Origin of the sequence: Nocardioides secundeburneus (assembly GCF_039939255.1) — a bacterium.
GTDB lineage: Bacteria > Actinomycetota > Actinomycetes > Propionibacteriales > Nocardioidaceae > Nocardioides.
The window spans coordinates 409,814-431,972 of record NZ_JBDUUE010000004.1 but is presented as its reverse complement, the minus strand read 5'-3'; the positions used below and the strand labels follow the sequence as shown (position 1 = coordinate 431,972).

The 22,159-nt window shown below is 70.5% G+C and carries 21 protein-coding genes; 4 read left to right on the top strand and 17 right to left on the bottom strand.

Going from position 1 to position 22,159, the window contains the following annotated elements; all coding sequences use genetic code 11:
- Positions 1-3 precede the first annotated feature (3 nt).
- The 15 genes from ABFT23_RS13045 to ABFT23_RS12975 form a co-directional block, all read right to left on the bottom strand.
- Complete coding sequence (locus tag ABFT23_RS13045) at positions 4-1,017, bottom strand: polyprenyl synthetase family protein (protein ID WP_457623414.1); 1,014 nt, start codon at positions 1,015-1,017, stop codon at positions 4-6.
- Positions 1,014-2,609 carry an NADH-quinone oxidoreductase subunit NuoN gene (gene nuoN / locus ABFT23_RS13040; protein ID WP_347895811.1) on the bottom strand — a complete coding sequence of 532 codons (1,596 nt, stop codon included), beginning with the start codon at positions 2,607-2,609 and terminating at the stop codon, positions 1,014-1,016. Before nuoN ends, ABFT23_RS13045 begins: the two co-directional genes overlap by 4 nt.
- 1 nt (position 2,610) lies before the next feature.
- Entirely contained in the window at positions 2,611-4,206 is a 1,596-nt protein-coding gene (locus tag ABFT23_RS13035) for an NADH-quinone oxidoreductase subunit M (protein WP_347895810.1), read from the bottom strand.
- A gap of 108 nt (positions 4,207-4,314) precedes the next feature.
- Entirely contained in the window at positions 4,315-6,243 is a 1,929-nt protein-coding gene (gene nuoL / locus ABFT23_RS13030) for an NADH-quinone oxidoreductase subunit L (protein WP_347895808.1), read from the bottom strand.
- 13 nt (positions 6,244-6,256) lie between these two features.
- Complete coding sequence (nuoK, locus tag ABFT23_RS13025) at positions 6,257-6,556, bottom strand: NADH-quinone oxidoreductase subunit NuoK (RefSeq protein ID WP_347896080.1); 300 nt, start codon at positions 6,554-6,556, stop codon at positions 6,257-6,259.
- A 103-nt stretch (positions 6,557-6,659) separates the two neighbouring features.
- Complete coding sequence (locus ABFT23_RS13020) at positions 6,660-7,493, bottom strand: NADH-quinone oxidoreductase subunit J (protein WP_347895806.1); 834 nt, start codon at positions 7,491-7,493, stop codon at positions 6,660-6,662.
- Entirely contained in the window at positions 7,493-8,083 is a 591-nt protein-coding gene (nuoI, locus tag ABFT23_RS13015) for an NADH-quinone oxidoreductase subunit NuoI (protein ID WP_347895804.1), read from the bottom strand. Before nuoI ends, ABFT23_RS13020 begins: the two co-directional genes overlap by 1 nt.
- The gene (nuoH, locus tag ABFT23_RS13010) at positions 8,083-9,426 is read right to left on the bottom strand and encodes an NADH-quinone oxidoreductase subunit NuoH (protein ID WP_347896078.1); all 1,344 of its coding nucleotides are present in this window, start codon (positions 9,424-9,426) and stop codon (positions 8,083-8,085) included. The genes nuoI and nuoH overlap by 1 nt, the downstream gene beginning before the upstream one ends.
- Positions 9,427-9,440: 14 nt before the next feature.
- A complete protein-coding gene (locus tag ABFT23_RS13005) occupies positions 9,441-11,834 on the bottom strand; it encodes an NADH-quinone oxidoreductase subunit G (RefSeq protein WP_347895802.1) in 2,394 nt (797 codons plus the stop codon).
- Positions 11,831-13,156 (bottom strand): NADH-quinone oxidoreductase subunit NuoF, encoded by a 1,326-nt coding sequence (gene nuoF, locus ABFT23_RS13000; protein WP_347895800.1) that lies wholly within the window; start codon positions 13,154-13,156, stop codon positions 11,831-11,833. The genes ABFT23_RS13005 and nuoF overlap by 4 nt, the downstream gene beginning before the upstream one ends.
- Complete coding sequence (nuoE, locus tag ABFT23_RS12995) at positions 13,156-13,962, bottom strand: NADH-quinone oxidoreductase subunit NuoE (protein ID WP_347895799.1); 807 nt, start codon at positions 13,960-13,962, stop codon at positions 13,156-13,158. Before nuoE ends, nuoF begins: the two co-directional genes overlap by 1 nt.
- Positions 13,959-15,305, bottom strand: a complete 1,347-nt coding sequence (locus tag ABFT23_RS12990; protein ID WP_347895797.1) for an NADH-quinone oxidoreductase subunit D — start codon at positions 15,303-15,305, stop codon at positions 13,959-13,961. Before ABFT23_RS12990 ends, nuoE begins: the two co-directional genes overlap by 4 nt.
- A complete protein-coding gene (locus ABFT23_RS12985; RefSeq protein WP_347895795.1) occupies positions 15,305-15,997 on the bottom strand; it encodes an NADH-quinone oxidoreductase subunit C in 693 nt (230 codons plus the stop codon). The genes ABFT23_RS12990 and ABFT23_RS12985 overlap by 1 nt, the downstream gene beginning before the upstream one ends.
- Entirely contained in the window at positions 15,994-16,548 is a 555-nt protein-coding gene (locus ABFT23_RS12980) for a NuoB/complex I 20 kDa subunit family protein (protein WP_347895793.1), read from the bottom strand. Before ABFT23_RS12980 ends, ABFT23_RS12985 begins: the two co-directional genes overlap by 4 nt.
- A gap of 16 nt (positions 16,549-16,564) precedes the next feature.
- Positions 16,565-16,927 carry an NADH-quinone oxidoreductase subunit A gene (locus tag ABFT23_RS12975; protein ID WP_347895791.1) on the bottom strand — a complete coding sequence of 121 codons (363 nt, stop codon included), beginning with the start codon at positions 16,925-16,927 and terminating at the stop codon, positions 16,565-16,567.
- 328 nt (positions 16,928-17,255) lie between these two features.
- Between ABFT23_RS12975 and ABFT23_RS12970 the strand changes: the two genes are divergently transcribed.
- From ABFT23_RS12970 to ABFT23_RS12960, 3 genes are read left to right on the top strand one after another with little or no spacing between them, the layout of a single operon-like run.
- The gene (locus ABFT23_RS12970; protein WP_347895789.1) at positions 17,256-17,873 is read left to right on the top strand and encodes an AIM24 family protein; all 618 of its coding nucleotides are present in this window, start codon (positions 17,256-17,258) and stop codon (positions 17,871-17,873) included.
- A gap of 5 nt (positions 17,874-17,878) precedes the next feature.
- Positions 17,879-18,526 carry an AIM24 family protein gene (locus ABFT23_RS12965; protein WP_347896076.1) on the top strand — a complete coding sequence of 216 codons (648 nt, stop codon included), beginning with the start codon at positions 17,879-17,881 and terminating at the stop codon, positions 18,524-18,526.
- Positions 18,526-19,284, top strand: coding sequence for an AIM24 family protein (locus ABFT23_RS12960; RefSeq protein WP_347895787.1), 759 nt, complete (start codon positions 18,526-18,528; stop codon positions 19,282-19,284). The genes ABFT23_RS12965 and ABFT23_RS12960 overlap by 1 nt, the downstream gene beginning before the upstream one ends.
- Positions 19,285-19,543: 259 nt before the next feature.
- Here the strand turns inward: ABFT23_RS12960 and ABFT23_RS12955 are convergent, their stop codons facing one another.
- Positions 19,544-20,266, bottom strand: a complete 723-nt coding sequence (locus ABFT23_RS12955) for a demethylmenaquinone methyltransferase (protein ID WP_457623409.1) — start codon at positions 20,264-20,266, stop codon at positions 19,544-19,546.
- A 97-nt stretch (positions 20,267-20,363) separates the two neighbouring features.
- Between ABFT23_RS12955 and ABFT23_RS12950 the strand changes: the two genes are divergently transcribed.
- A complete protein-coding gene (locus tag ABFT23_RS12950; RefSeq protein WP_347895783.1) occupies positions 20,364-21,386 on the top strand; it encodes a L,D-transpeptidase family protein in 1,023 nt (340 codons plus the stop codon).
- A 90-nt stretch (positions 21,387-21,476) separates the two neighbouring features.
- On the opposite strand, the gene ABFT23_RS12945 is transcribed toward ABFT23_RS12950, so the two are convergent.
- The gene (locus ABFT23_RS12945) at positions 21,477-22,118 is read right to left on the bottom strand and encodes a hypothetical protein (RefSeq protein ID WP_347895781.1); all 642 of its coding nucleotides are present in this window, start codon (positions 22,116-22,118) and stop codon (positions 21,477-21,479) included.
- Positions 22,119-22,159 lie beyond the last annotated feature (41 nt).

Sequence of the window (22,159 nt, the reverse complement as noted above, 5' to 3'; positions counted from 1 at the left end):
GGCTCAGGCCGAACGGATCGCGACGACGTCGGCGAAGTCCTCGAGGGCCTGGCGCACCGAGCCCTCGGGCAGGACGCCGAGCAGTGCCTTGGCCTCCTGGGCCCGGGCGACGACGTAGGCGCGGGCCTCCTCGAGCGCCGGGTGCTTGCGGAGCAGGTCGAGCGCCTCGGCGTGCAGGGCGTCGTCGGCGAGGTCGGCACGGAGCAGCTCGTGCAGGCGCGCGTCGGCGGGGTCGGTGGAGGCGAGAGCCATCAGCACCGGCAGCGTGGGCACGCCCTCGCGGAGGTCGGTGCCGGGGGTCTTGCCCGACTCGTCGGACTCGGAGGCGACGTCGAGGATGTCGTCGGAGAGCTGGAAGGCCGAGCCGACGATCTCGCCGTAGGCGGTGAGCGCCTCCTCGACCTCGGGGCTTGCGCCGCCGAAGCGGGCGCCGTAGCGGGCCGAGGTGGCGATGAGCGAACCGGTCTTGCCGGCGACGACGTCGAGGTAGTGCTGCAGGGCGTCGCCCTCGGGCTCGACGCCCTCGAGGATCTGGCCCTCGACGAGGCGGGTGAACGTGGCGGCCTGGATGGCGACCGCGTCGGCGCCGAGCTGCGCGGTCAGCTCCGACGACTTCGCGAACAGCCAGTCGCCGGTGAGGATCGCGACGTGGTTGTCCCAGCGGGCGTTGGCCGAGGACTCCCCGCGTCGCAGGGCGGCCTCGTCCATGACGTCGTCATGGTAGAGCGAGCCGACGTGGGTGATCTCGACGACGCACGCCGCCGTGACGACGTCGGGGTGGCCGGGGTCGGTGCCGGCCTCGGCGGCGAGCAGCACGAGCAGGGGCCGGAAACGCTTGCCGCCGGCGTCGAGGAGGTGGCGCGCGGCCGCGGTGACGAAGGGCGACGGGCTGGCGGCGTGGCCGTGCAGCGCCGTCTCGACCTCGGCCATGCGTCGTCGCAGCCGGTCGGCGAGGTCGGTGTCGTCGATCGGCAGGGCCAGGTCGGAGGTCGCGTCGCCGGCCGGGTGTGGGCTCACCTGACGAAGTCTCCCACCTGCGCTGCGAGGTCGAGGACCGGGCCGGGCACGAGGCCCAGCGCGACGGTCGCAGCGGCGCACACGGCGATGGTGACGCTGGTCAGCGGCGAGGGGATCGTGACGGAGGCGACCTCGGCGTCGGCGGCGGGCTCGGTGAAGAACATCAGCCGGATGTAGCGCACGTAGAAGTAGACCGCGATGATGCTCGACGCGATCGCCACGAGGACGACGGGCCAGGCCCCGGCCGACATGGCGACGGTGAAGACCGACCACTTGCCCACGAAGCCGGCGGTGAGCGGGATGCCGGCCATCGAGAGCAGGAACAGCGCGAACACGCCGGCGACGACGGGCGAGCGCCGGCCGAGCCCGACCCACTTGGAGAACGTCGTCGCCTCGCCGTTGGCGTCGCGGACGACGGTGACGAGCGCGAAGGCGCCGACCGTGGCGAAGCCGTAGGTGGTCAGGTAGAACAGCACGGCCTGGAGCGAGGTGACCTGGCCCTCGGCGAGCTCGCCGCTGGCCTGCACGCCGAGCACGCCGGTGAGCAGGAAGCCGGTGTGGGCGATCGAGGAGTAGGCGAGCATCCGCTTGACGTCGCTCTGCACGCAGGCGAGCACGGCGCCGACGAGCATGGTGAGGATCGCGATGACCCACAGCATCGGCTGCCAGTCCCAGCGCTCGGAGCCGAACGCGACGTAGTAGAGCCGCAGGATCGCACCGAACGCGGCGATCTTCGTGGCCGCCGACATGAACGCCGTGACCGCCGTCGGGGCGCCCTGGTAGACGTCGGGCGTCCAGGCCTGGAACGGCACCGCGCCGACCTTGAACAGCAGGCCGACCGACAGCATCGCGATGCCGATGAGCAGCAGCGTGCGGTCGCCGTCGCCGGCGACGACGGCGTCGTGGATGGCACCCAGGCTCATCGAGCCCGCGTAGCCGTAGATGAGCGCGACGCCGTAGAGGAAGAAGCCGGAGGAGAAGGCGCCGAGCAGGAAGTACTTGAGCGCGGCCTCCTGGCTGAGCAGGCGGCGGCGTCGGGCGAGGCCGCAGAGCAGGTAGAGCGGCAGCGAGAGCACCTCGAGGGCGACGAACATCGTGAGCAGGTCGCCGGACGCCGGGAACAGCATCATGCCGGCGATCGCGAACATCACGAGCGGGTAGACCTCGGTGTGCGCCAGGCCCCGGGTCGAGGCCTCGCGCTCGCCCTCGCTGCCGGGCAGCGCGGCGGCCTGGCCGGCGAAGGCCGGGACGCCGGCCTCGAGCTTGCGCTCGGCGAACAGGGCGATGCCGGCGAGGGAGAAGACGAGGACGAGGCCCCACAGGTAGACGGTGGGGCCGTCGACGACGACCGACCCCTCGGCGCCGACGAGACCGCGGCCGGCACCGTCACCGGCCTCGTCGAGACCGGTGCCGACGACGACCGTGGCGACCAGCGCAGCGGTGACCCCGGCGGCGGCGAGGCCGACCTGCACGACGTGGCGGCGCTCGCGGGGCACGAAGGCCTCGGTGACGACGCCGAGCGCTGCGGCGCCGAACACGATCAGCAGCGGCAGGAGCTCGAGGTACTCGATGGTGGGCTTCACGAAGTCCATGTCAGTTGCCCTCCTCGTTCACCGGAGCGCCGGCGGGCGTGACCTCGGGCGGGTCGTCCTGCACGCCGACCTTCTGCTGCAGGAGGTCCTCGGCGTAGGGGTTGCTGATGTCGAGCAGCGGCTGCGGGAAGAAGCCGAAGACCACGAGCGCGACCATGAGCGGCGCGACGGCCAGGATCTCGCGCCGGTCGGCGTCGGGCACGACCTCGGTCGCCGACGCGGCCTTCTTCGTCAGCAGGTCGCCGTCGGCCGGGACGTCGTCGTGGTCGTGCCCGTGCCCCGCGCCGGAACCGACGGGCTCGTGCCCGGGGCCGGTGAAGATCCGCTGGTACATCCACAGTACGTAGATGGCGGCGAGCACGATGCCGGTGACGGCGATCGCGCCGACCCACCAGGCGTAGTCGAACGCGGCCAGCAGCACCAGGAACTCGGAGATGAACGGGCTGAGGCCGGGCAGGCCGAGGGTGGCGAGGCCGGCGACGAGGGTGAGCCCGGCGAGCACGGGGGTGGCCTTCTCGAGCCCGCCCATCTCGCTGATCAGCGTGGTGCCGCGGCGGCTGACCAGGTAGCCGGCCACGAGGAACAGCGCGGCGGTGCCGATGCCGTGGTTGACCATGTAGAGGATCGAGCCGGAGGCGCCCTGGGTGCTGAACACGAAGATGCCGAGCGTGATGAAGCCGAAGTGGCTCAGCGAGGTCAGGCCGATGAGGCGCAGCACGTCGTCCTGGGCGATCGCGACGAGCGCGCCGTAGACGATCGAGACCAGCGCGAGCGCGATGACGAGCGGGGTGGCCCACTGCGAGGCCTCGGGGAAGATGCCGAGGCAGAACCGCAGCATGCCGAAGGTGCCGATCTTGTCGAGCACGCAGACCAGCATCACCGAGACGCCGGGGGTGGCCTTCTCGGTGGTGTCGGCCAGCCAGGTGTGCACCGGGAACAGCGGGGCCTTGATCGCGAAGGCGATGAAGAAGCCGGCGAACAGCCAGCGGCCGGCCTCGGTGGAGATGTCGAGCTGCTCGAGGTCGGAGAGCAGGTAGGACGGCTCGCCCTGCTGGGCCGAGACGACGTAGAGGCCGATGACCGAGGCGAGGAGCACGAGGCCGCCGGCCAGCTGGAACATCAGGAACTTCATCGCCGCGGCGGCGCGGCCGTCCTTGCCGAACCCGCCGACGAGGAAGTAGGCGGGGATCAGCGTGGCCTCGAAGACGACGTAGAAGAGGAACACGTCGGTGGCGCAGAAGACGGCGAGCGAGAGGGCCTCGAGCGCGAGGATCCAGGCGTAGTAGGACCGCGGCGCCTCGTCGCCCTCGTGCCAGCCGGCGAGGATCACCACGGGCGTGATGACGGCGGTGAGCAGCACCATGAGCAGGCCGAGACCGTCGACGCCGAGCGCGTAGTGCACGCCGAACGCCTCGATCCAGGTGGTCTTCTCCTCCAGCTGCATGCCGCCACCCACGTCGTACTGGGTGAGGACGGCGATCGCGAGGCCGAGCGTGCCGGCGGAGGCGCCGAGCGCGACGGACCGCGAGATCGCGGCGGGGAGGAACGGGATCAGGAGGGCCGCGAGCAGCGGAACGAGAATCAGGATGGTCAACATCTCAGGAGCGGCCTTCCAGGTCGAACGCAACCACACGCGACGGGGTCCCCGCGGCGTTGTTCGCCGGAGGAGCGAAGCGGGGGAGGTGGAGAACGTCGTGGGGTGTCATCAGAGATTCACCGCCAGCATGGCCGCGACGACGATGAGCACGCCGACGAGCACTGAGAGTGCGTAGGAACGGACGTAGCCGGTCTGGACCTTGCGCAGCTGCCCACCGATCGCCTTGACGGCGGAGCCGCCGCCCATGAACGTGCCGTCGGCGCCGTGGCGGTCGAAGAGGAACAGCCCGGCCACGAGCCGGCGTCCGGGACCGACCACGAGTGCCTCGTTGATCTCGTTGCCGTAGAGCTCGTTGCGCGCCGCCCTGGTGGCGAACGAGACGTCGTCGGGTGCCACGGCCGGCACCTTCTGCCGCTGGTAGATCACGAACGCGATCGCGACGCCGACGGCGACGACCGCGACGATGATCGCGGTGATCACGATGGCCGGTAGCGGCGGCTCGTGGTGCTCGGCCTCGCCGACGACGGGCTTGAGCCAGGTCTTGATCCAGTCGCCGAGGATGAGGACGCCGCCGAGCACCGACAGCGCGGCGAGCACGATGAGCGGGAACGTCATCACGGCGGGCGACTCGTGCGGGTGGACGTCCTTCTGCCAGCGCTTCTGGGAGAAGAACGTCATCAGCATCAGCCGGGTCATGTAGAAGCCGGTGACTCCGGCACCGAGCAGCGCGGCGAGGCCGACGACCCAGTTCTCGGCGATGGCGGTCTCGATGATCTTGTCCTTCGACCAGAACCCCGAGAAACCCGGGAAGCCGATGATGGCCAGGTAACCCATGAGGAACGTGGCGAAGGTGACCGGCATGGCCTTCTGCAGCATGCCGTAGTGGCGCATGTCGACGTCGTCGTCCATGCCGTGCATGACCGAGCCGGCGCCGAGGAACATGTTGGCCTTGAAGAAGCCGTGGGTGATGAGGTGGAAGATCGCGTAGGCGTAGCCTGCGACGCCGAGGCCGGCGCCGAGCATCATGTAGCCGATCTGGCTCATGGTCGAGCCGGCCAGGGCCTTCTTGATGTCGTCCTTGGCGCAGCCGATGACCGCGCCCCACAAGATGCTGATCGCGGCGATCACGACCACCACGGTCTGGGCGTCGGGGGCGTACTCGAAGACGAAGTTCGAGCGGATGATCAGGTAGACGCCGGCGGTCACCATGGTCGCGGCGTGGATGAGGGCCGAGACCGGCGTCGGGCCCTCCATGGCGTCGAGGAGCCAGGCCTGCAGCGGGAACTGGGCCGACTTTCCGCAGGCGCCGATGAGCAGCAGGACGCCGAGCGCGGTCATCGCGGTCTCGCTGGCCTCGCCGGCGCCGGCGCTGATCACCGAGAAGCTGGTCGAGCCGAAGAGCGCGAAGGCCAGGAAGATCGCCAGGGCCATGCCCATGTCGCCGACCCGGTTGATGACGAAGGCCTTCTTGGCCGCGGCGGCCGCCGACGGCTTGTGCTGCCAGAACCCGATGAGCAGGTAGGAGGCGAGGCCGACGCCCTCCCAGCCGAGGAACAGGCCGAGGTAGTTCTCCGAGAGCACCAGCATCAGCATCGCGGCGACGAAGAGGTTGAGGTAGCCGAAGAAGCGGCGACGTCGCGGGTCGTGCGACATGTAGCCGATGGAGTAGACGTGGATGAGCGAGCCGACGCCGGTGATCAGCAGCAGGAACAGCGCCGACAGCGGGTCGAGCAGGAGGTCCATGCCGATGTCGAGGTTTCCGACCTGCACCCAGTCGTAGAGGTGCTGGCCGATCTGGCGTTCACCCTCGTCGCGTCCGAGCATCTGCAGGAACAGCACGACGCTGATCGCGAACGAGCCGACCGGCATCGCGGTGCCGAGCAGGTGGCCCCACTTGTCGGTGTACTTGCCACCGAGCAGCAGGATCGCAGCGCCGGCGAGCGGCAGTGCGATGACGAGGAACAGCAGGCCGAAGACCCCCTCGGCGCTCTCGGGATGTACGAGCGGGATCTCGGAGCCCGCCTCCAACAGCAGCATCAGTGCGGCCCTTTCAGAACTTCAGCAGGCTCGCGTCGTCGACCGAGGCCGAACGACGGGTGCGGAAGATGGTCATGATGATCGCGAGCCCGACGACGACCTCGGCGGCCGCGACGACCATCACGAAGAACGCCGCCACCTGCCCTTCGAGGTTGCCGTGCTGCTTGGCGAAGGCCACGAGCGCGAGGTTGCAGGCGTTGAGCATCAGCTCGACGCACATGAAGACCACGATGGCGTTGCGGCGCACCAGCACGCCGACGGCGCCGATGGTGAACAGGATGGAGGACAGGACCACGTACTCGTTCACGGTCAGATCACCTCGATCACGGGCCGACTCGGGGTCCCCGGCGCTTTGTTCGTCGGAGGAGCGAAGCGGAGGAGACGAAGAACGCGCTGGGGCTCGACGACGTATTCGTTCATGCCGAGTCCCCCTTCTCGACGTCCTCGGTGGTCGAGGTGGCGGCGCCGCCCTTGCCGGTGGGGCCGGGCCGCTCGGCCGGGTCGACGCCGAGCTGCCGCTTGAGCTCCTCGATGTCGTCGGCGAGCGCCGGCGCCGAGCGCACGGTGCCGCGGGCGGCCAGCACCCGCGAGACCGACGACTCGGCGGCGGTGCCGTCGGGCAGCAGGGCCGGGGTGTCGACGGCGTTGTGCCGCGCGTAGACGCCGGGCGAGGGCAGCGGGCCGAGGTGCTTGCCCTTGTCGGCGAAGTCGCGCACGCGCTCGGCGGCGAGGTCGGCCTGCGACTTCTTCTTGGTCAGCCGCTCGCGGTGGGCGAGCACCATGGCGCCCACGGCGGCGGTGATCAACAGCGAGCTGGTGACCTCGAAGGCGAAGACGTAGCGGGAGAAGATGATGTTGGCCAGGGCCTGGATGTTGCCACCCTGGTTGGCCGTGCCGAGCCCGACGGCGTCGCTGAGCACGACCTGCGAGAGGCCGATGACGAGCGTGAGACCGAGCAGCAGGCCGAAGAACGCCGCCATCACCCGCTGGCCCTTGATCGTCTCGACGACCGAGTCGGCGGAGTCGACGCCGACCAGCATCAGCACGAACAGGAACAGCATCAAGATCGCGCCGGTGTAGACGATGATCTGCACGGCGAACAGGAACGGCGCGTCGAGGTCGGCGTAGAGGATCGCGAGGCTGATCATCACGGTGGCCAGCAGCAGCGCGGCGTGCACGGCCTTGCGGACGAACAGGATGCCGAGGGCGGCCAGCACCATGACGGGCGCGAGGGTCCAGAAGACCACCATCAGTGGTCACCCCCGGCGGGGGTGCCGGACGACGACGGCGTGCCGAGCGTGTTGCGGTAGTAGTCGCCCTCGTCGGTGCCCGGCTGCATCGGGTGCGGCGGCTGCTCCATGCCGGGCAGGAGCGGGGCGAGGAGGTCGGACTTCTCGTAGATCAGGTCGGCGCGGTTGTCGTCGGCCAGCTCGTACTCGTTGGTCATCGTGAGCGCCCGCGTGGGGCACGCCTCGATGCACAGCCCGCACAGGATGCAGCGCAGGTAGTTGATCTGGTAGACGCGGCCGTAGCGCTCGCCGGGGCTGTAGCGCTCGCCGCCGCTCTCGGTGTCGTCGGAGTTCGAGGCTCCCTCGACGTAGATGGCGTCGGCCGGGCAGGCCCAGGCACACAGCTCGCAGCCGACGCACTTCTCGAGACCGTCGGGCCAGCGGTTGAGCTGGTGCCGGCCGTGGAAGCGCGGGGCGGTGGGCTGCTTCTCGAAGGGGTACTGCTCCGTGACCACCTTGCGGAACATCGTCCGGAAGGTGACCCCGAACCCGGCGACCGGGTCCCAGAACTGCTCCTTGAGCGTCTTGCTGTCGGCCTTGTCGTCGGCCATCAGGACTCCTCACCTGACGAGTCGCCCGCGGCGGTGCCGGCGGTCGCCGTCACCCGCGTGGGACTGTCGAACACGAGCGGGGCGGCGGAGCCGCGCACGGCACCACCGGTGGGCATCGGCGGCGTCGGGAAGCCACCCGGCGTCACCTCGGCCGCGGGCTCCTCGGCGTCGTCGGACTCCTTGCCGCCGATGAAGAACATCAGCAGCAGGACGACGAGCACGACGCCGAGGATGACCGGCAGCCGGTCGCTGTCGAGCCAGCCCTCGGTGCGCGCGACGCGCATGGTGGCGACCGCGACGATCCAGCCGAGCGAGATCGGGATGAGCCACTTCCAGCCGAGGGCCATGAACTGGTCGTAGCGCATGCGGGGCAGCGAGCCGCGCAGCCAGATGAACATGAAGATGAACAGGAACATCTTGGCGAAGAACCACAGCACCGGCCAGTAGCCCTCGTTGGCGCCGGCCCAGACCTCGTCGATCCACAGCGGGGCGTGCCAGCCGCCGAGGAACAGCGTGGTGGCCATGGCCGAGACGGTGGCCATGTTGATGTACTCGGCGAGGAAGAACAGGGCGAACTTGATCGAGGAGTACTCGGTGTGGAAGCCGCCGACGAGCTCGCCCTCGGCCTCGGGCAGGTCGAACGGTGCCCGGTTGGTCTCGCCGACCATCGCGATCACGAAGATCACGAACGACGGGAAGAGGATGAGCCCGAACCACAGGTCGTCCTGGGCGGCGACGATCTCGGACGTCGACATCGAGCCGGCGTAGAGGAACACCGCGACGAGCGCGAGGCCCATCGCGACCTCGTAGGAGATCATCTGCGCGCTCGAGCGCAGGCCGCCGAGCAGCGAGTAGGTGGACCCGGAGGCCCAGCCGCCGAGCACGATGCCGTAGATGCCGATCGAGGCGATGGCCATGACGAACAGAACGGCCACGGGCATGTCGGTGAGCTGCAGCGGCGTGCGCTCGCCGAAGAAGTTGACCTCGGGACCGAACGGGATGACCGAGAACGTCACGAACGCCGGGATCACCGACAGCACGGGCGCGAGGACGAAGACCACCTTGTCGGCGGCCTTCGGCATCAGGTCTTCCTTGAACATCAGCTTGGCGCCGTCGGCCAGCGACTGCAGCAGGCCGAAGGGGCCGTGCACGTTGGGGCCGACCCGGTGCTGCATCCGGGCGACGACGCGTCGCTCGAACCAGATGTTGAACAGCGTGAGCAGCACGAGGACCACGAAGACGAGCAGCACCTTGATGCCGATCACCCACCAGACGTCCTGGCCGAACGCGGAGACGTCGGGGCCGTCGACCGCGAGTGCGGTGACGGAGCTCCCGAGGTCGATCGAGCTGGTCGGGATCACTCGGAACCTCCGGTGACGGTCACCCGCGAGCCGGGCGAGGCGAGATCGGCGAGGAGGCCCCGGCCGGTGGACGAGGCCGGCAGCCACACGACGTCGTCGACGATGTCGTGGGCGACCTCCGACGGCACCGTGATCGAGCCGCGGTCGCCGGTGATGGTGACCGTGGGTCCGCAGGCGTCGTGCACGGCCTGGCTGACCCGGGCGACCGCGGGGCGGGCGGTGGCGGCGAGGTGCTTGTCGCCGGCGAGCATGGTGCCGTTGTCGACGAGCTGCTTCCAGCTCGCCAGGCGCAGGCCCTTCGCGGCGGCGTCGGAGCCGGCGGACGGTGCGACCGGCGTCAGGGTGGCGCGGTCGCCGTCCCAGGGGCCGAGCTCCTCGAGCTGCTGCCACACGTCGTCGACGGTGCGGAAGCCGAGCGGACGGCCGAGCTCCTCGGCGATGCCGGCGAGCACCCGCAGGTCGGGCAGCGAGGCCGGGTTGCTCAACACCTGCTCGAACGGACGGACGCGACCCTCCCAGTTGACGAACGAGCCGGCCTTGTCGGTGACGGGTGCGACCGGGAAGACGACGTCGGCGGCGCGGGTGACGTCGTTGGCGCGCAGGTCGAGGGCGACGACGAACGTCGCGGCCTGCACGGCGGCGGTGGTGGCAGCCGGGTCGGTGGTGTCGGCGGGGTCGACGCCACCGATGACCAGGCCCCCGAGCTCACCGCTGAGGAGCGCGGCGATGATCGCGTCGCAGTCGCGGCCCGGCGTCTCGGGCAGGCTGTCGACGCCCCACGTGGTGGCGGCGTCGACGCGGGCCTGCACGTCGGAGACCGGACGGCCGCCGGGCAGCAGGTTGGGCAGACAGCCTGTCTCGAGCGCGCCACGGTCGCCGGCGCGACGCGGCACCCAGGCCAGACGGGCGCCGGTGCGCGCGGCGAGGTCGGCCGCGGCACTGAGCGCGCCGGGCACGGTGGCGAGGCGCTCGCCGACGAGCAGGACGTCGCCGGCACCGAGCTCGAGACCGGCGAGCACGGCCGGCTCGTCGCCCGGCGCGGTGGGCAGCAGCGTGCCGTGCATCTTGCGCAGGCCGCGGGTGGTGAAGGGCGCGACGGCGACGATCTTCGTGCCGGAGTGCAGCGCCGCCTTGCGCAGGCGAAGGAAGATCGCGCCGGCCTCGTCCTCCGGCTCGAAGCCGGCGAGCACGACGGTGCCCGCGGTCTCGAGGTCGTTGAACGTGACCGAGCCGCTCTCGGGGCCGGTGGCGACGACGTGCGCGGCCAGGAACTCGGCCTCCTCGGCCGAGTGCGGCCGGGCGCGGAAGTCGATGTCGTTGGTGCCGAGGGCGACGCGGGCGAACTTGCTGTAGGCGAACGCGTCCTCCCCGGTGAGGCGGCCGCCGGTCAGCACGCCCACTCCCCCGGCCGCGGCCAGGCCGCGGGCGGCGACGGCGAAGGCCTCGGGCCACGACGCGGGGCGCAGCGAGCCGTCGGTGTCGCGCACCTGCGGGTAGGTGAGGCGGTCGGGCTCGGTGGCGTAGGTGAACGCGAAGCGGTCCTTGTCGGTGATCCACTCCTCGTTGACGTCGGGGTCGTCGCCGGCGAGGCGCCGCATGACCTTGCCGCGCCGGTGGTCGACGCGGATGGCCGAGCCGCACGCATCGTGCTCGGCCACCGACGGGCTCGACACGAGGTCGAACGGGCGCGAGCGGAACCGGTAGGACTCGGAGGTGAGCGCGCCCACCGGGCAGATCTGGATGACGTTGCCGGCGAAGTAGCTCAGGAACGGCGCGTTCTCGGCGATGCCGATCTGCTGCTGCGCGCCGCGCTCGATCAGCGCGATGAACGGGTCGCCCGGGATCTCGGCGGCGAAGCGCGTGCAGCGCTGGCACACGATGCAGCGCTCGCGGTCGAGCAGCACCTGCGGGCTGAGGTTGATCGGCTTGGGGAACGTGCGCTTGACGCCGCCCGTGCCCGAGCCGACGAAGCGCGACTCACCGCGACCATTGCTCATCGCCTGGTTCTGCAGGGGGCACTCGCCGCCCTTGTCGCAGACCGGGCAGTCGAGCGGGTGGTTGATCAGCAGGAACTCCATGACGCCCTGCTGGGCCTTGTCGGCGGCCTCGCTGGTGGCCTGGGTGTTGACGACCATGCCCTCGGCCACCGGCAGCGTGCAGGCCGCCTGCGGCTTCGGGAACCCGCGGCCGTTGCCGGCGTCGGGGACGTCGACCAGGCACTGGCGGCACGCACCGACCGGTGCGAGCAGCGGGTGGTCGCAGAACCGCGGGATCTGCACGCCGACCTGCTCGGCCGCGCGGATGACCAGGGTGTCCTTGGCGACGTCGACCTGGATGCCGTCGATGGTGACCGAGACGAGGTCGGTGGCCTTCTCGGGAGTCGTCGTCATGAGGTGGCTCCGGTGAGGGATCCGGCCCAGGCGGTGGAGGCCTGGGCGTCGAAGGGGCAGCCCCCGTGCGTGAGGTGGGCGAGGTACTCGTCGCGGAAGAACTGGATCGAGCTGGAGATGGGGCTGGTCGCGCCGTCGCCGAGGGCGCAGAACGAGCGGCCCAGGATGTTGTCGCACTGGTCGAGCAGCAGGTCGAGGTCGGACTCGCTGCCCTGGCCCTTCTCGAGCGCGGCGAGGGTCTGCACGAGCCACCAGGTGCCCTCGCGGCACGGGGTGCACTTGCCGCACGACTCGTGCTTGTAGAACTCGGTCCAGCGCAGGACCGCGCGCACGACGCACGTGGTCTCGTCGAAGAGCTGGATGGCGCGGGTGCCGAGCATCGACTTCACGGCCGCGACGCCCTCGAAGTCGAGGGGGACGTCGAGGTGCTCGGCGGTGAGCAGCGGGGTGCTGGAGCCGCCCGGAGTCCAGAACTTCAGCTCGTGGCCGTGGCGCATGCCGCCGGCGAGGTCGATGAGCTCGCGCAGCGTGATGCCGAGCGGCGCCTCGTACTGACCGGGGGTGTTCACGTGCCCGGAGAGGGAGAAGATGCCGAAGCCCTTCGACTTCTCGGTGCCCATGGAGGAGAACCACGAGGCGCCGTTGGCCACGATGCTGGGCACCGAGGCGATCGACTCGACGTTGTTGATGACCGTGGGGCTGGCGTAGAGGCCGGCGACGGCGGGGAACGGCGGGCGGAGTCGCGGTTGGCCGCGACGGCCCTCGAGGCCCTCGAGCAGGGCGGTCTCCTCGCCGCAGATGTAGGCGCCCGCGCCGGCGTGGACGACGACGTCGAGGTCGTAGCCGGAGCCGTGGATGTTCTTGCCGAGGTGGCCGGCGGCGTAGGCCTCGGCGACGGCGGCCTGCACGCGGCGGATGACGTGGAGGACCTCGCCGCGGATGTAGATGAAGGCGTGGTTGGCACGGATGGCGAACGAGCTGATCGCGACGCCCTCGACGAGGGTGTGCGGCGTGGCCATCATGAGCGGGATGTCCTTGCAGGTGCCCGGCTCGGACTCGTCGGCGTTGACGACGAGATACTTCGGCTTGGGGTTGTCCTGCGGGATGAACGACCACTTCATGCCGGTCGGGAAGCCGGCGCCACCGCGACCGCGGAGGCCGGAGTCCTTGACGGCGGCGATGATGTCGTCCTGCGGCATCGTCAGCGCCTTCTTGAGCGCCTCGTAGCCCCCACGCGACTCGTAGGTCGCGAGCGTCCAGGACCGCTCGGCGTCCCAGTCGTCGGTGAGGACCGGCGTCAGCGTGCTCACGGAGTCAGTCATCAGTCAGCCTCCTTCTTCTCTGCCGCGGTTTCGTCGGACGCGTTGTCCTGCTCGACGGCGGCCGCCTCAGCCACCGTGTCGTCGGCCTCGGCGGCGGCCTGCTGCTTCTCGGACTTCTCCTCCGGCACCGCAGGTGCCGGGTCGCCGGCCGTGACCGCCGTGCCGTCGGCGGACGGCGCCGTCCAGCCGCGGTCGCGGGCGATGCCCAGACCGACGAGCGAGGCCGGTCCGGCGCCGGGGCCCTCGTCGACGCGACCGTCGGGGAAGCCGGCGAGCACGCGCTCGGCCTCACGCCAGGTGCACAGCCGCGGGCCGCGGGTGGAGCTGCGCTCGGTGCCGGCCCGCAGGTCGTCGACCAGCTCGACCGCGGACTGCGGCGTCTGGTTGTCCATGAACTCCCAGTTGACCATCATCACCGGGGCGTAGTCGCAGGCCGCGTTGCACTCGACGTGCTCGAGGGTGATCTTGCCGTCGGCGGTGGTCTCGTCGTTGCCGACGTCGAGGTGCTCCTTGAGCGTGGAGAAGATCTCGTCGCCGCCCATCACCGCGCACAGCGTGTTGGTGCAGACGCCGACCAGGTAGTCGCCGACCGGGCGCCGCTTGTACATCGTGTAGAACGTCGCGACGCCGCTGACGTCGGCGGCGGAGATGTCGAGGATCTCGGCGCACACCTCGATGCCCTCGGGCGTGATGCGGCCCTCGGACGACTGCACCAGGTGCAGCATCGGCAGCAGGCCGGAGCGCTTCTCGGGGTAGCGGGCCGCGATCTCGACGAGCTCGGCCTTGGTCTCGGTCGAGAGGCTCACCTGTCGACACCTCCCATCACGGGGTCGATCGAGGCGATGGCGACGATGACGTCGGCGACCTGGCCGCCCTCGCTCATCACGCTGGTGGCCTGCAGGTTGGTGAACGACGGGTCGCGGAAGTGGACCCGGAAGGGGCGCGTACCGCCGTCGGAGACGACGTGGGCGCCGAGCTCGCCGCGCGGGCCCTCGACCGGCACGTAGGCCTGGCCCGGCGGCACCCGGAAGCCCTCGGTGACGAGCTTGAAGTGGTGGATCAGCGCCTCCATGGACTCACCCATGATGTGGCGGATGTGGTCGAGGCTGTTGCCCATGCCGTCGCTGCCGATGGCCAGCTGGCTGGGCCAGGCGATCTTCTTGTCGGCGACCATCACCGGCGCACCCTCGAGCCCGGCCAGCCGGTCGGTGGCCTGCTCGACGATGCGCAGCGACTCCCACATCTCGTTGAGCCGCACGCGGAAGCGGCCGTAGGAGTCGCAGGTGTCCCAGGTCTGGACGTCGAAGTCGTAGTCCTCGTAGCCGATGTACGGCTCGGTCTTGCGAAGGTCCCACGGGTAGCCGGTCGAGCGGAGCACCGGGCCGGTGAGGCCGAGCGCCATGCAGCCGTCGAGCTCGAGGTGGCCGACGCCCTCGAGGCGGCCCTTGAAGATCGGGTTGGCGTTGCAGAGGGCGGCGTACTCGGGCAGGCGCTTCTTCATCAGGGCGATGAAGGAGCGGATCTCGTCGAGGGCGCCGGGCGGGAGGTCTTGTGCGACACCGCCGGGACGGATGAACGCGTGGTTCATGCGCAGGCCGGTGATCAGCTCGAACAGGTCGAGCACGAGCTCGCGCTCGCGGAAGCCGATCGTCATCACCGTGAGCGCGCCGATCTCCATGCCACCGGTGGCGATGCACACCAGGTGGGAGGAGATGCGGTTGAGCTCGCTGAGCAGCACCCGCATGACGTTGGCCTTCTCGGGCACGTCGTCCTCGATGTCGAGCAGCCGCTCGACGCCGAGGCAGTAGGTGAGCTCGTTGTGGAACGGCGCGAGGTAGTCCATGCGGGTCACGAAGGTCGTGCCCTGCACCCAGGAGCGGTACTCCATGTTCTTCTCGATGCCGGTGTGCAGGTAGCCGATGCCGCACCGGGCCTCGGTGACCGTCTCGCCCTCGATCTCGAGGATGAGCCGGAGCACGCCGTGGGTCGACGGGTGCTGGGGGCCCATGTTGACCACGACCCGCTCCTCGACGCCCTCGGCGCCGGAGAGACCGTCGACGATCTCGTCCCAGTCCTGACCGGTGACGGTGAAGACCTTGCCCTCGGTGGTCTCGTTGGTGCCGGCGTAGACGTCGTCGGTGGTGCTCATCAGTTGTAGCTCCTCCGCTGGTCGGGCGGCGGGATGGTGCCGCCCTTGTACTCGACGGGGATGCCGCCGAGGGGGTAGTCCTTGCGCTGCGGGTGGCCCGGCCAGTCGTCGGGCATGAGGATGCGGGTGAGTGCGGGGTGGCCGTCGAAGACGATGCCGAACATGTCCCACGTCTCGCGCTCGTGCCAGTCGTTGGTGGGGTAGATCGCCACCACCGACGGGACGTGCGGGTCGCTGTCGGGCACGGAGACCTCGATGCGCACGCGGCGGTTGTGGGTCATCGAGAGCAGGTGGTAGACGGCGTGCAGCTCGGCGCCGGCGTCGTCGGGGTAGTGGACGCCGCTGACGCCCGTGCACAGCTCGAAGCGCAGTGCGGGGTCGTCGCGCAGGTGCTGCATGGTGGCGACGAGGTCGTCGCGCCGGACGTGGAAGGTGATCTCGCCGCGGTGGATGACGACGCGGCCGAGCGGGACGACGCGCTCGAGCGCGTCGGCGACGTCGTCGTACCAGCCACCGAACGGGCGCTGGGCCTGGCCGGGGAAGACGATCGGCGCGACGAGCCCGCCGTAGCCGCTGGTGTCGCCGGTGCCGCGGACGCCGAACATGCCGGTGCGCGCACCGGTGGCCCGGAGCTCCTCGTCGGTGGTCGCCGGCGTCTGGTCGGGGCCGGTGGTCTTCTCCTCGTCGCTCATCGGAGGAGGCCCTTCATCTGCGAGGTCGGCAGGGCTCGCAGGCCCTCCTCCTCGAGCTCTCGGATCTGCGCCTGGCGGTTGGCGCCCATCTTGGTGTGTTGCACCTGGTCGTGGAGCTTGAGGATCGCGTCGATCAGCATCTCCGGGCGCGGCGGGCAGCCGGGGAGGTACATGTCGACCGGGACGACGTGGTCGACGCCCTGCACGATCGCGTAGTTGTTGAACATGCCGCCGCTGCTGGCGCACACGCCCATGGCGAGCACCCACTTGGGCTCGGCCATCTGGTCGTAGATCTGGCGCAGCACCGGGGCCATCTTGTTGCTGACCCGGCCCGCGACGATCATCAGGTCGGCCTGGCGGGGGCTGGCCCGGAAGACCTCCATGCCGAAGCGGGCGAGGTCGTACTTCGGGCCGCCGCTGGTCATCATCTCGATGGCGCAGCAGGCCAGGCCGAACGTCGCCGGCCAGAAGCTGGCCTTGCGCATGTAGCCGGCCAGTCCCTCGACCGTGCTCAGCAGCACCCCGCTGGGGAGCTTCTCCTCGATACCCATGTCTGCGTCCCTCCGGTCAGTCCCACTCGAGCCCGCCGCGACGCCACACGTAGGCGTAGGCGACGAAGACGGTGGCGATGAAGATGACCATCTCGACCAGCCCGAACAGACCGAGTGCGTCGAACTGCACGGCCCACGGGTAGAGGAAGATGATCTCGATGTCGAAGACGATGAAGAGCATCGCGATGATGTAGTACTTCACCGGGAAACGGCCGCCGCCGACCGCCTGCGGGGTGGGCTCGATGCCGCACTCGTAGGAGTCGAGCTTGGCGCGGTTGTAGCGCTGCGGGCCGACCACGAAGGCGCTCGTGACGATCGATCCGACGGCGAACAGCGCGGCGAGTGCGGCGAGGATCAGGACGGGGGTGTAGACGTCCATCCGGCGGTTCCCTTCGACGACGGCGCACCGGCGCGTCGGGTGTGACGATCGTGACTTTGTGAATCGGATCACGAGGTGCGCTCGCGCTCATACTGCCACTCCTGGAGCGCCACGTCACACCCGGGTGCCGACGTCCAAATGCCGCCTGACCGGCGGATTTAGCCCATAGGATCGTTGCCTAATTCGCCACTGACGTCGTGGAGCACGTCGTCCGCGACCGAGGTGTGGCCAGGGTCTCCTCGGGGGAGGTCTCCCTCACCTAGGGTGCGATCGGACCCCTGCACAGACCTCTTCCCGATCCATTCACGACCGACGTATCGGAGGCCCGGTGGCGACCCTCACCGCTGACAAGAAAGTCCTGCACGCCGACCTGACCGGCGACAGCGTGCGGGCCGCCCAAGGCGCGATGGTCGCCTACACGGGCAACCTGAGCTTCAAGCACGCCGGCATGGGCGGCGGCGGCGGCTTCCGGGCCGCCGTCCGCCAGCGCGTCGCCGGCGAGAGCATCACGCTGATGGAGTGCTCGGGCCAGGGCCGGGCCTACCTGGCCAAGGACGCGCTCGACGTCACCGTCGTGATGCTCGACAACGACAAGCTCACGGTCGAGAGCGAGCACATCCTCGCCGTCACCGACGGGCTCAAGCTCGACGTCCAGTTCGCCGGCCTGCGGGGGATGACGAGCGGCCAGGGCCTGGCGACGACGACGGTCACCGGCTCGGGCCAGTGCGCGATCACGTCCGACGGTCCGATGATCCCGCTGGCGGTCAGCCCCGGCATGCCGCTGGTCGTCGACCCCGACGCCTACGTGGCCGGCACGGGCCAGATGTCGATGTCGCTCGTCTCGGGCGTCACCTGGCGCAGCCTCGTCGGCGAGGGCGGCGGAGAGCCGTTCAGCCTGCGGTTCGAGGGCCAGGGCACCGTCTACATCCAGCCTGCGGAGCGGTGATCGCGATGCCGAACAGCGTCTTCGAGCAGGTGAACAAGAAGGTCATCCGCACCGACGTCTCGCAGGGCGGCGAGGTCATCGCCCGCCGCGGCGCGATGCTCGGCTACTCCGGCGGGGTCACGTTCCGCCCGATCAGCGGCGGCGGTGGCGTCGGCGGCATGGTCGGACGCGCGATGGCCGGCGAGTCGGTCTCGATGATGGTCGCCGAGGGCCAGGGCAACGCCCTCTACGGCTTCCGCGGCCACTACGTGACCGTCATCCAGCTCAACAACGAGACCCTGACCGTCGAGGCCGACCGGCTGCTGGCCCACCACGCCAACCTGTCGTCGTCGGTCGAGATGATCGCCTCCGGCGGCATCCGGCAGGCCGTGCGGGGCGCGATGTCGGGCCAGGGCCTGTTCACCACCAAGCTGAGCGGCACGGGCTCGGTCGCGCTGCTCTCGCACGGCGGCACCTTCGAGATCCCCGTCGAGGGCACCATGGTCGGCGTCGACCCGCAGGCCTACGTCGGACACGTCGGCGCGCTGCAGATCGACTTCAAGATCCAGGCCGGCATCCGCGACGTCGTCGGTCGCGGCTCCGGCGAGGCCACCCAGCTGCACTGCACCGGCCACGGCCGGGTCTACATCCAGGCGTCGGAGGAGAAGTTCTGATGATCAACATGCCCGGCGGCTCGCAGGTCTGGGACGCCCAGAGCCTGCCGTCCGACGACAACGTCAACGCCTACTCGTTCTGCATCGACCTGAACGGCGAGTGGTTCACCGCGGCCGGCGCGATGATCGCCTACTACGGCAACGTCGACTTCTCCGGCGTCGCGGCCTTCGCCTCGCGCGCGGCCTGGGTGGCATCGCGGTTCTCCTCGCCCCTCTACACCCAGGACTGGGTGGTCGCCTCCGGCCAGGGCAAGCTCGTCATCGGCGACCGCGGCAACGACATCAACTCCTACGACCTCGACCAGGGCAACCTGACGATCAAGGCCAAGAACCTGCTGGCCTTCGACACCGGCCTCGAGCTCAAGCAGTCGATCGTGCCCGGCTTCCTGACCCTCATCGGCACCGGCAAGTTCCTGGCCTCCTCGGTCGGCCCGGTGATCTTCGTCGAGCCGCCCTTCCGAGCCGACCCCGACGCCCTGCTGGGCTGGGCCGACTGCCCCTCGCCGTCGGTGCACTACGACTACAACTGGATGGCCCAGTCGTTCATGGCCGGCATCCAGGGCGCGTTCGGGCGCGAGTCGGGCGAGGAGCGCCAGTACGACTTCACCGGCGCCGGCACGATCCTCATGCAGTCCTCCGAGCTGCTGCGCGCCGACTCCGCCCTGCTCCGCCTCGTCGAGTCGCAGACGAACCTGCTCGACGCCAACTCGGCCGGTGCGCTCGGGCACAAGCTGGTGGCCAGGTCGCAGCAGCAGTGACCCGGAGGGCGACCGAGGGACGAGGTCGCCCTCCCACAGGTCAGCAGGTCGAGCGAGCACGGCACGAAGCTCGCTCCGGGCCGAGCGCAGTCGAGACCACTGAAGTGGCACTCGACCGGGCCACGCACGCCGAGGCGTGGGTGGCCCGGTCGTGCGTCCGGCTGCGGTGGTCTCGACGCGCTGCCGCGGCTTCGTTCCTCACCCGCGACGCTTGCTCGACCTGCGTGCGTGACGCCGAGCGCTCGTTCCTCGCGCTCGGCTACGCCCTTGCCCGGTGCAGCGCGACGATGCCGCCGCTGAGGTTCTTCCACTCCGGACGCTGCCAGCCGGCCTCGGCGACGAGGTCGGCCAGGCCGCGCTGGTCGGGCCAGGCCCGGATCGACTCGGCCAGGTAGACGTAGGCGTCGGGCGCCGACGACACGGCGCGCGCCACGGGCGGCAGGGCCCGCATCAGGTACTCGACGTAGACGGTACGGAACGGCGTCCAGGTGGGGTGGCTGAACTCGCACACGACCAGGCGACCGCCCGGCTTGGTCACCCGGAGCAGCTCGCGCAGGCCCGCGACGGGGTCGACGATGTTGCGCAGGCCGAAGGAGATCGTGACGGCGTCGAACACGCCGTCGGCGAACGGCAGCCGGGTGCCGTCGCCGGCCGTGAAGGGCAGGTGGGGGCGGGCCTGCTTGCCCACGCGGAGCATGCCGAGCGAGAAGTCGCACGGCACGACGCGTGCGCCGCGCTCCTCGAACGGCTCGCTCGACGTGCCGGTGCCGGCGGCCAGGTCGAGCACGCGCTCGCCGAACCGGGGGGCGACGGCGTCGATGACCTCGCGCCGCCAGCGGCGGTCCTGGCCCAGCGACAAGACGTCGTTGGTGAGGTCGTAGCGCTTCGCGACGGTGTCGAACATCCGCTGGACGTCGGTCGGTTGCTTGTCGAGGTCAGCGCGGGCCACGGGCCGAGCGTAGGCCGCAGCACCGCGCTGCAACCAAACGCCCCCGGGGTGCGTCTTTCTGGTGAACGATCCGACACCGTCACTCCAGCCCCATCAGTCACACTGGGGCCACCCCTCAGAGAGCGAGAACATGAACCCCGTCCGCCGCATCCTCCTCACCGTCGTCGTGGCCGCGCTCGTCGCCGGCGCCGCCTTCGGGGTCGCCTGGTCCCAGCGCGCGACGGACGACACCCGCGCCGACGTCGCCGCCGACGCCCCTGCCGGCTCCCCCGCCGAGCCCGCCGAGCCGGCCGCGCCCGCGAATCCCGGCAAGCCCGGCAAGCCCGCGAAGCCCGGCACGCCGTCCCCCGACGCCCCGGGCACGCCCGAGGCCCCCGGCACCGCAGACCCGTCGCCCGCGCCCGCCGCACCGTCGACCGAGACCGACGACCCGACCGCACCGCCGTCCAGCCCCTCCCAGGGTGAGGCCGAGCCCACGACGCCCGAGCCGGCTCCCGAGCCCGCGCTCGTGCCCGGCCCGCGCCTGATGGGTCCGGGCGACCAGTCCGACGACGTCCGCCGGCTGCAGGCTCGGCTGCGTCAGATCGACTGGTTCAACCAGGACGTCACCGGCACCTACGGCGACGTGACGCGCACCGCCGTCGAGGGCTTCCAGGCCAAGCGCGGGATCCCGGTGACCGGCGAGGTCGACCAGCGCACGATGGACCGCCTCCTGGCGATGACCTCCGAGCCGACCAAGGCCGAGCTCGCGAACCAGATGGGCGGCAACGTGCCCGGTGCCCTCGACCCCGGCTGCACCACCGGCCGCGTGCTCTGCGTCGACAAGACCTCGCGCACCCTGCGCTGGGTGGTCGACGGCCAGGTGCAGCTCACCGTCGACGTCCGCTTCGGCTCCGACGAGCTGCCCACCCGCGAGGGCACGTTCTCGGTGTTCCAGAAGAGCCGCGACCACGTCTCGTCGCTCTACGACACCTCGATGCCGTTCGCGATGTTCTTCTCCGGCGGCCAGGCCGTGCACTACTCCCCCGACTTCGCCGCCAACGGCTACAACGGCGCCTCCCACGGCTGCGTCAACGTGCGCGACTACGACGCGATCGCGTCGCTGTTCGACCAGGTCCACGAGGGCGACAAGGTGATCGTCTACCGCTCCTGATGCACCCTGCACCGTCGGCCGGGGCGCGCGCGCGAGCGCCTGCCCCGGCCGTCGTCGTCGAGGTGCTGACGTCGTCGCCGCGCGAGCCGGTCAGGAGCTGACGAGGCTCTTCGCGATCGCGACGGTGGCGTCGAGCGTGATGCCCTGGCCGGTGACCTCGTAGGTGCGCTCGCCCTCGCCGATCTGGCAGCGCACGGCGCCCGGCGTCTGGGTCGGGTCGACGGGCTGGCCCTCGGCGACCGGCTGGCCCCACGCCACCTCGCACACGGCGCCGTCGACGTTGACCAGCTCGCTGGGGAGCCGCTCGAGACCCACGACGGCGGGGTCGACCGGCACGGCGTTGACCAGGAACAGCCCGGGGGCCTTGTCGAGCGCGGTGATCGACGCACCCGACGAGCCGTCCTCGGCGGCGTAGTAGCGGATCTTGCCCGGCACGCCGAACGTCTTCTCCAGCCCCTCGTCGATGGAGTCCTGCTGGGTGACGACGTCCTGGACGTCGAAACCGGCGCCGGTGACCTCCTCGGGCAACGTGCCGAGGTCGACCGCCACGAAGCCGCCGGGCAGCTCGTCGGGCAGCTCGATCGGTCCGAGGTCGGACGCGCCCGACTCCGCGGACGTCGCCTGCGGCTCGTCGACCAGGTCGGGCAGCACGACCGCGAAGCCGACGACGCCTCCGAGGAGGACGAGGCCGAGAGCGGCGGAGACCAGGGGCAGACGGGGGTTGTCACGCATGACCTCCATCCTCCCAGCAGGCCCAAGCAGGCCGGTGGCTA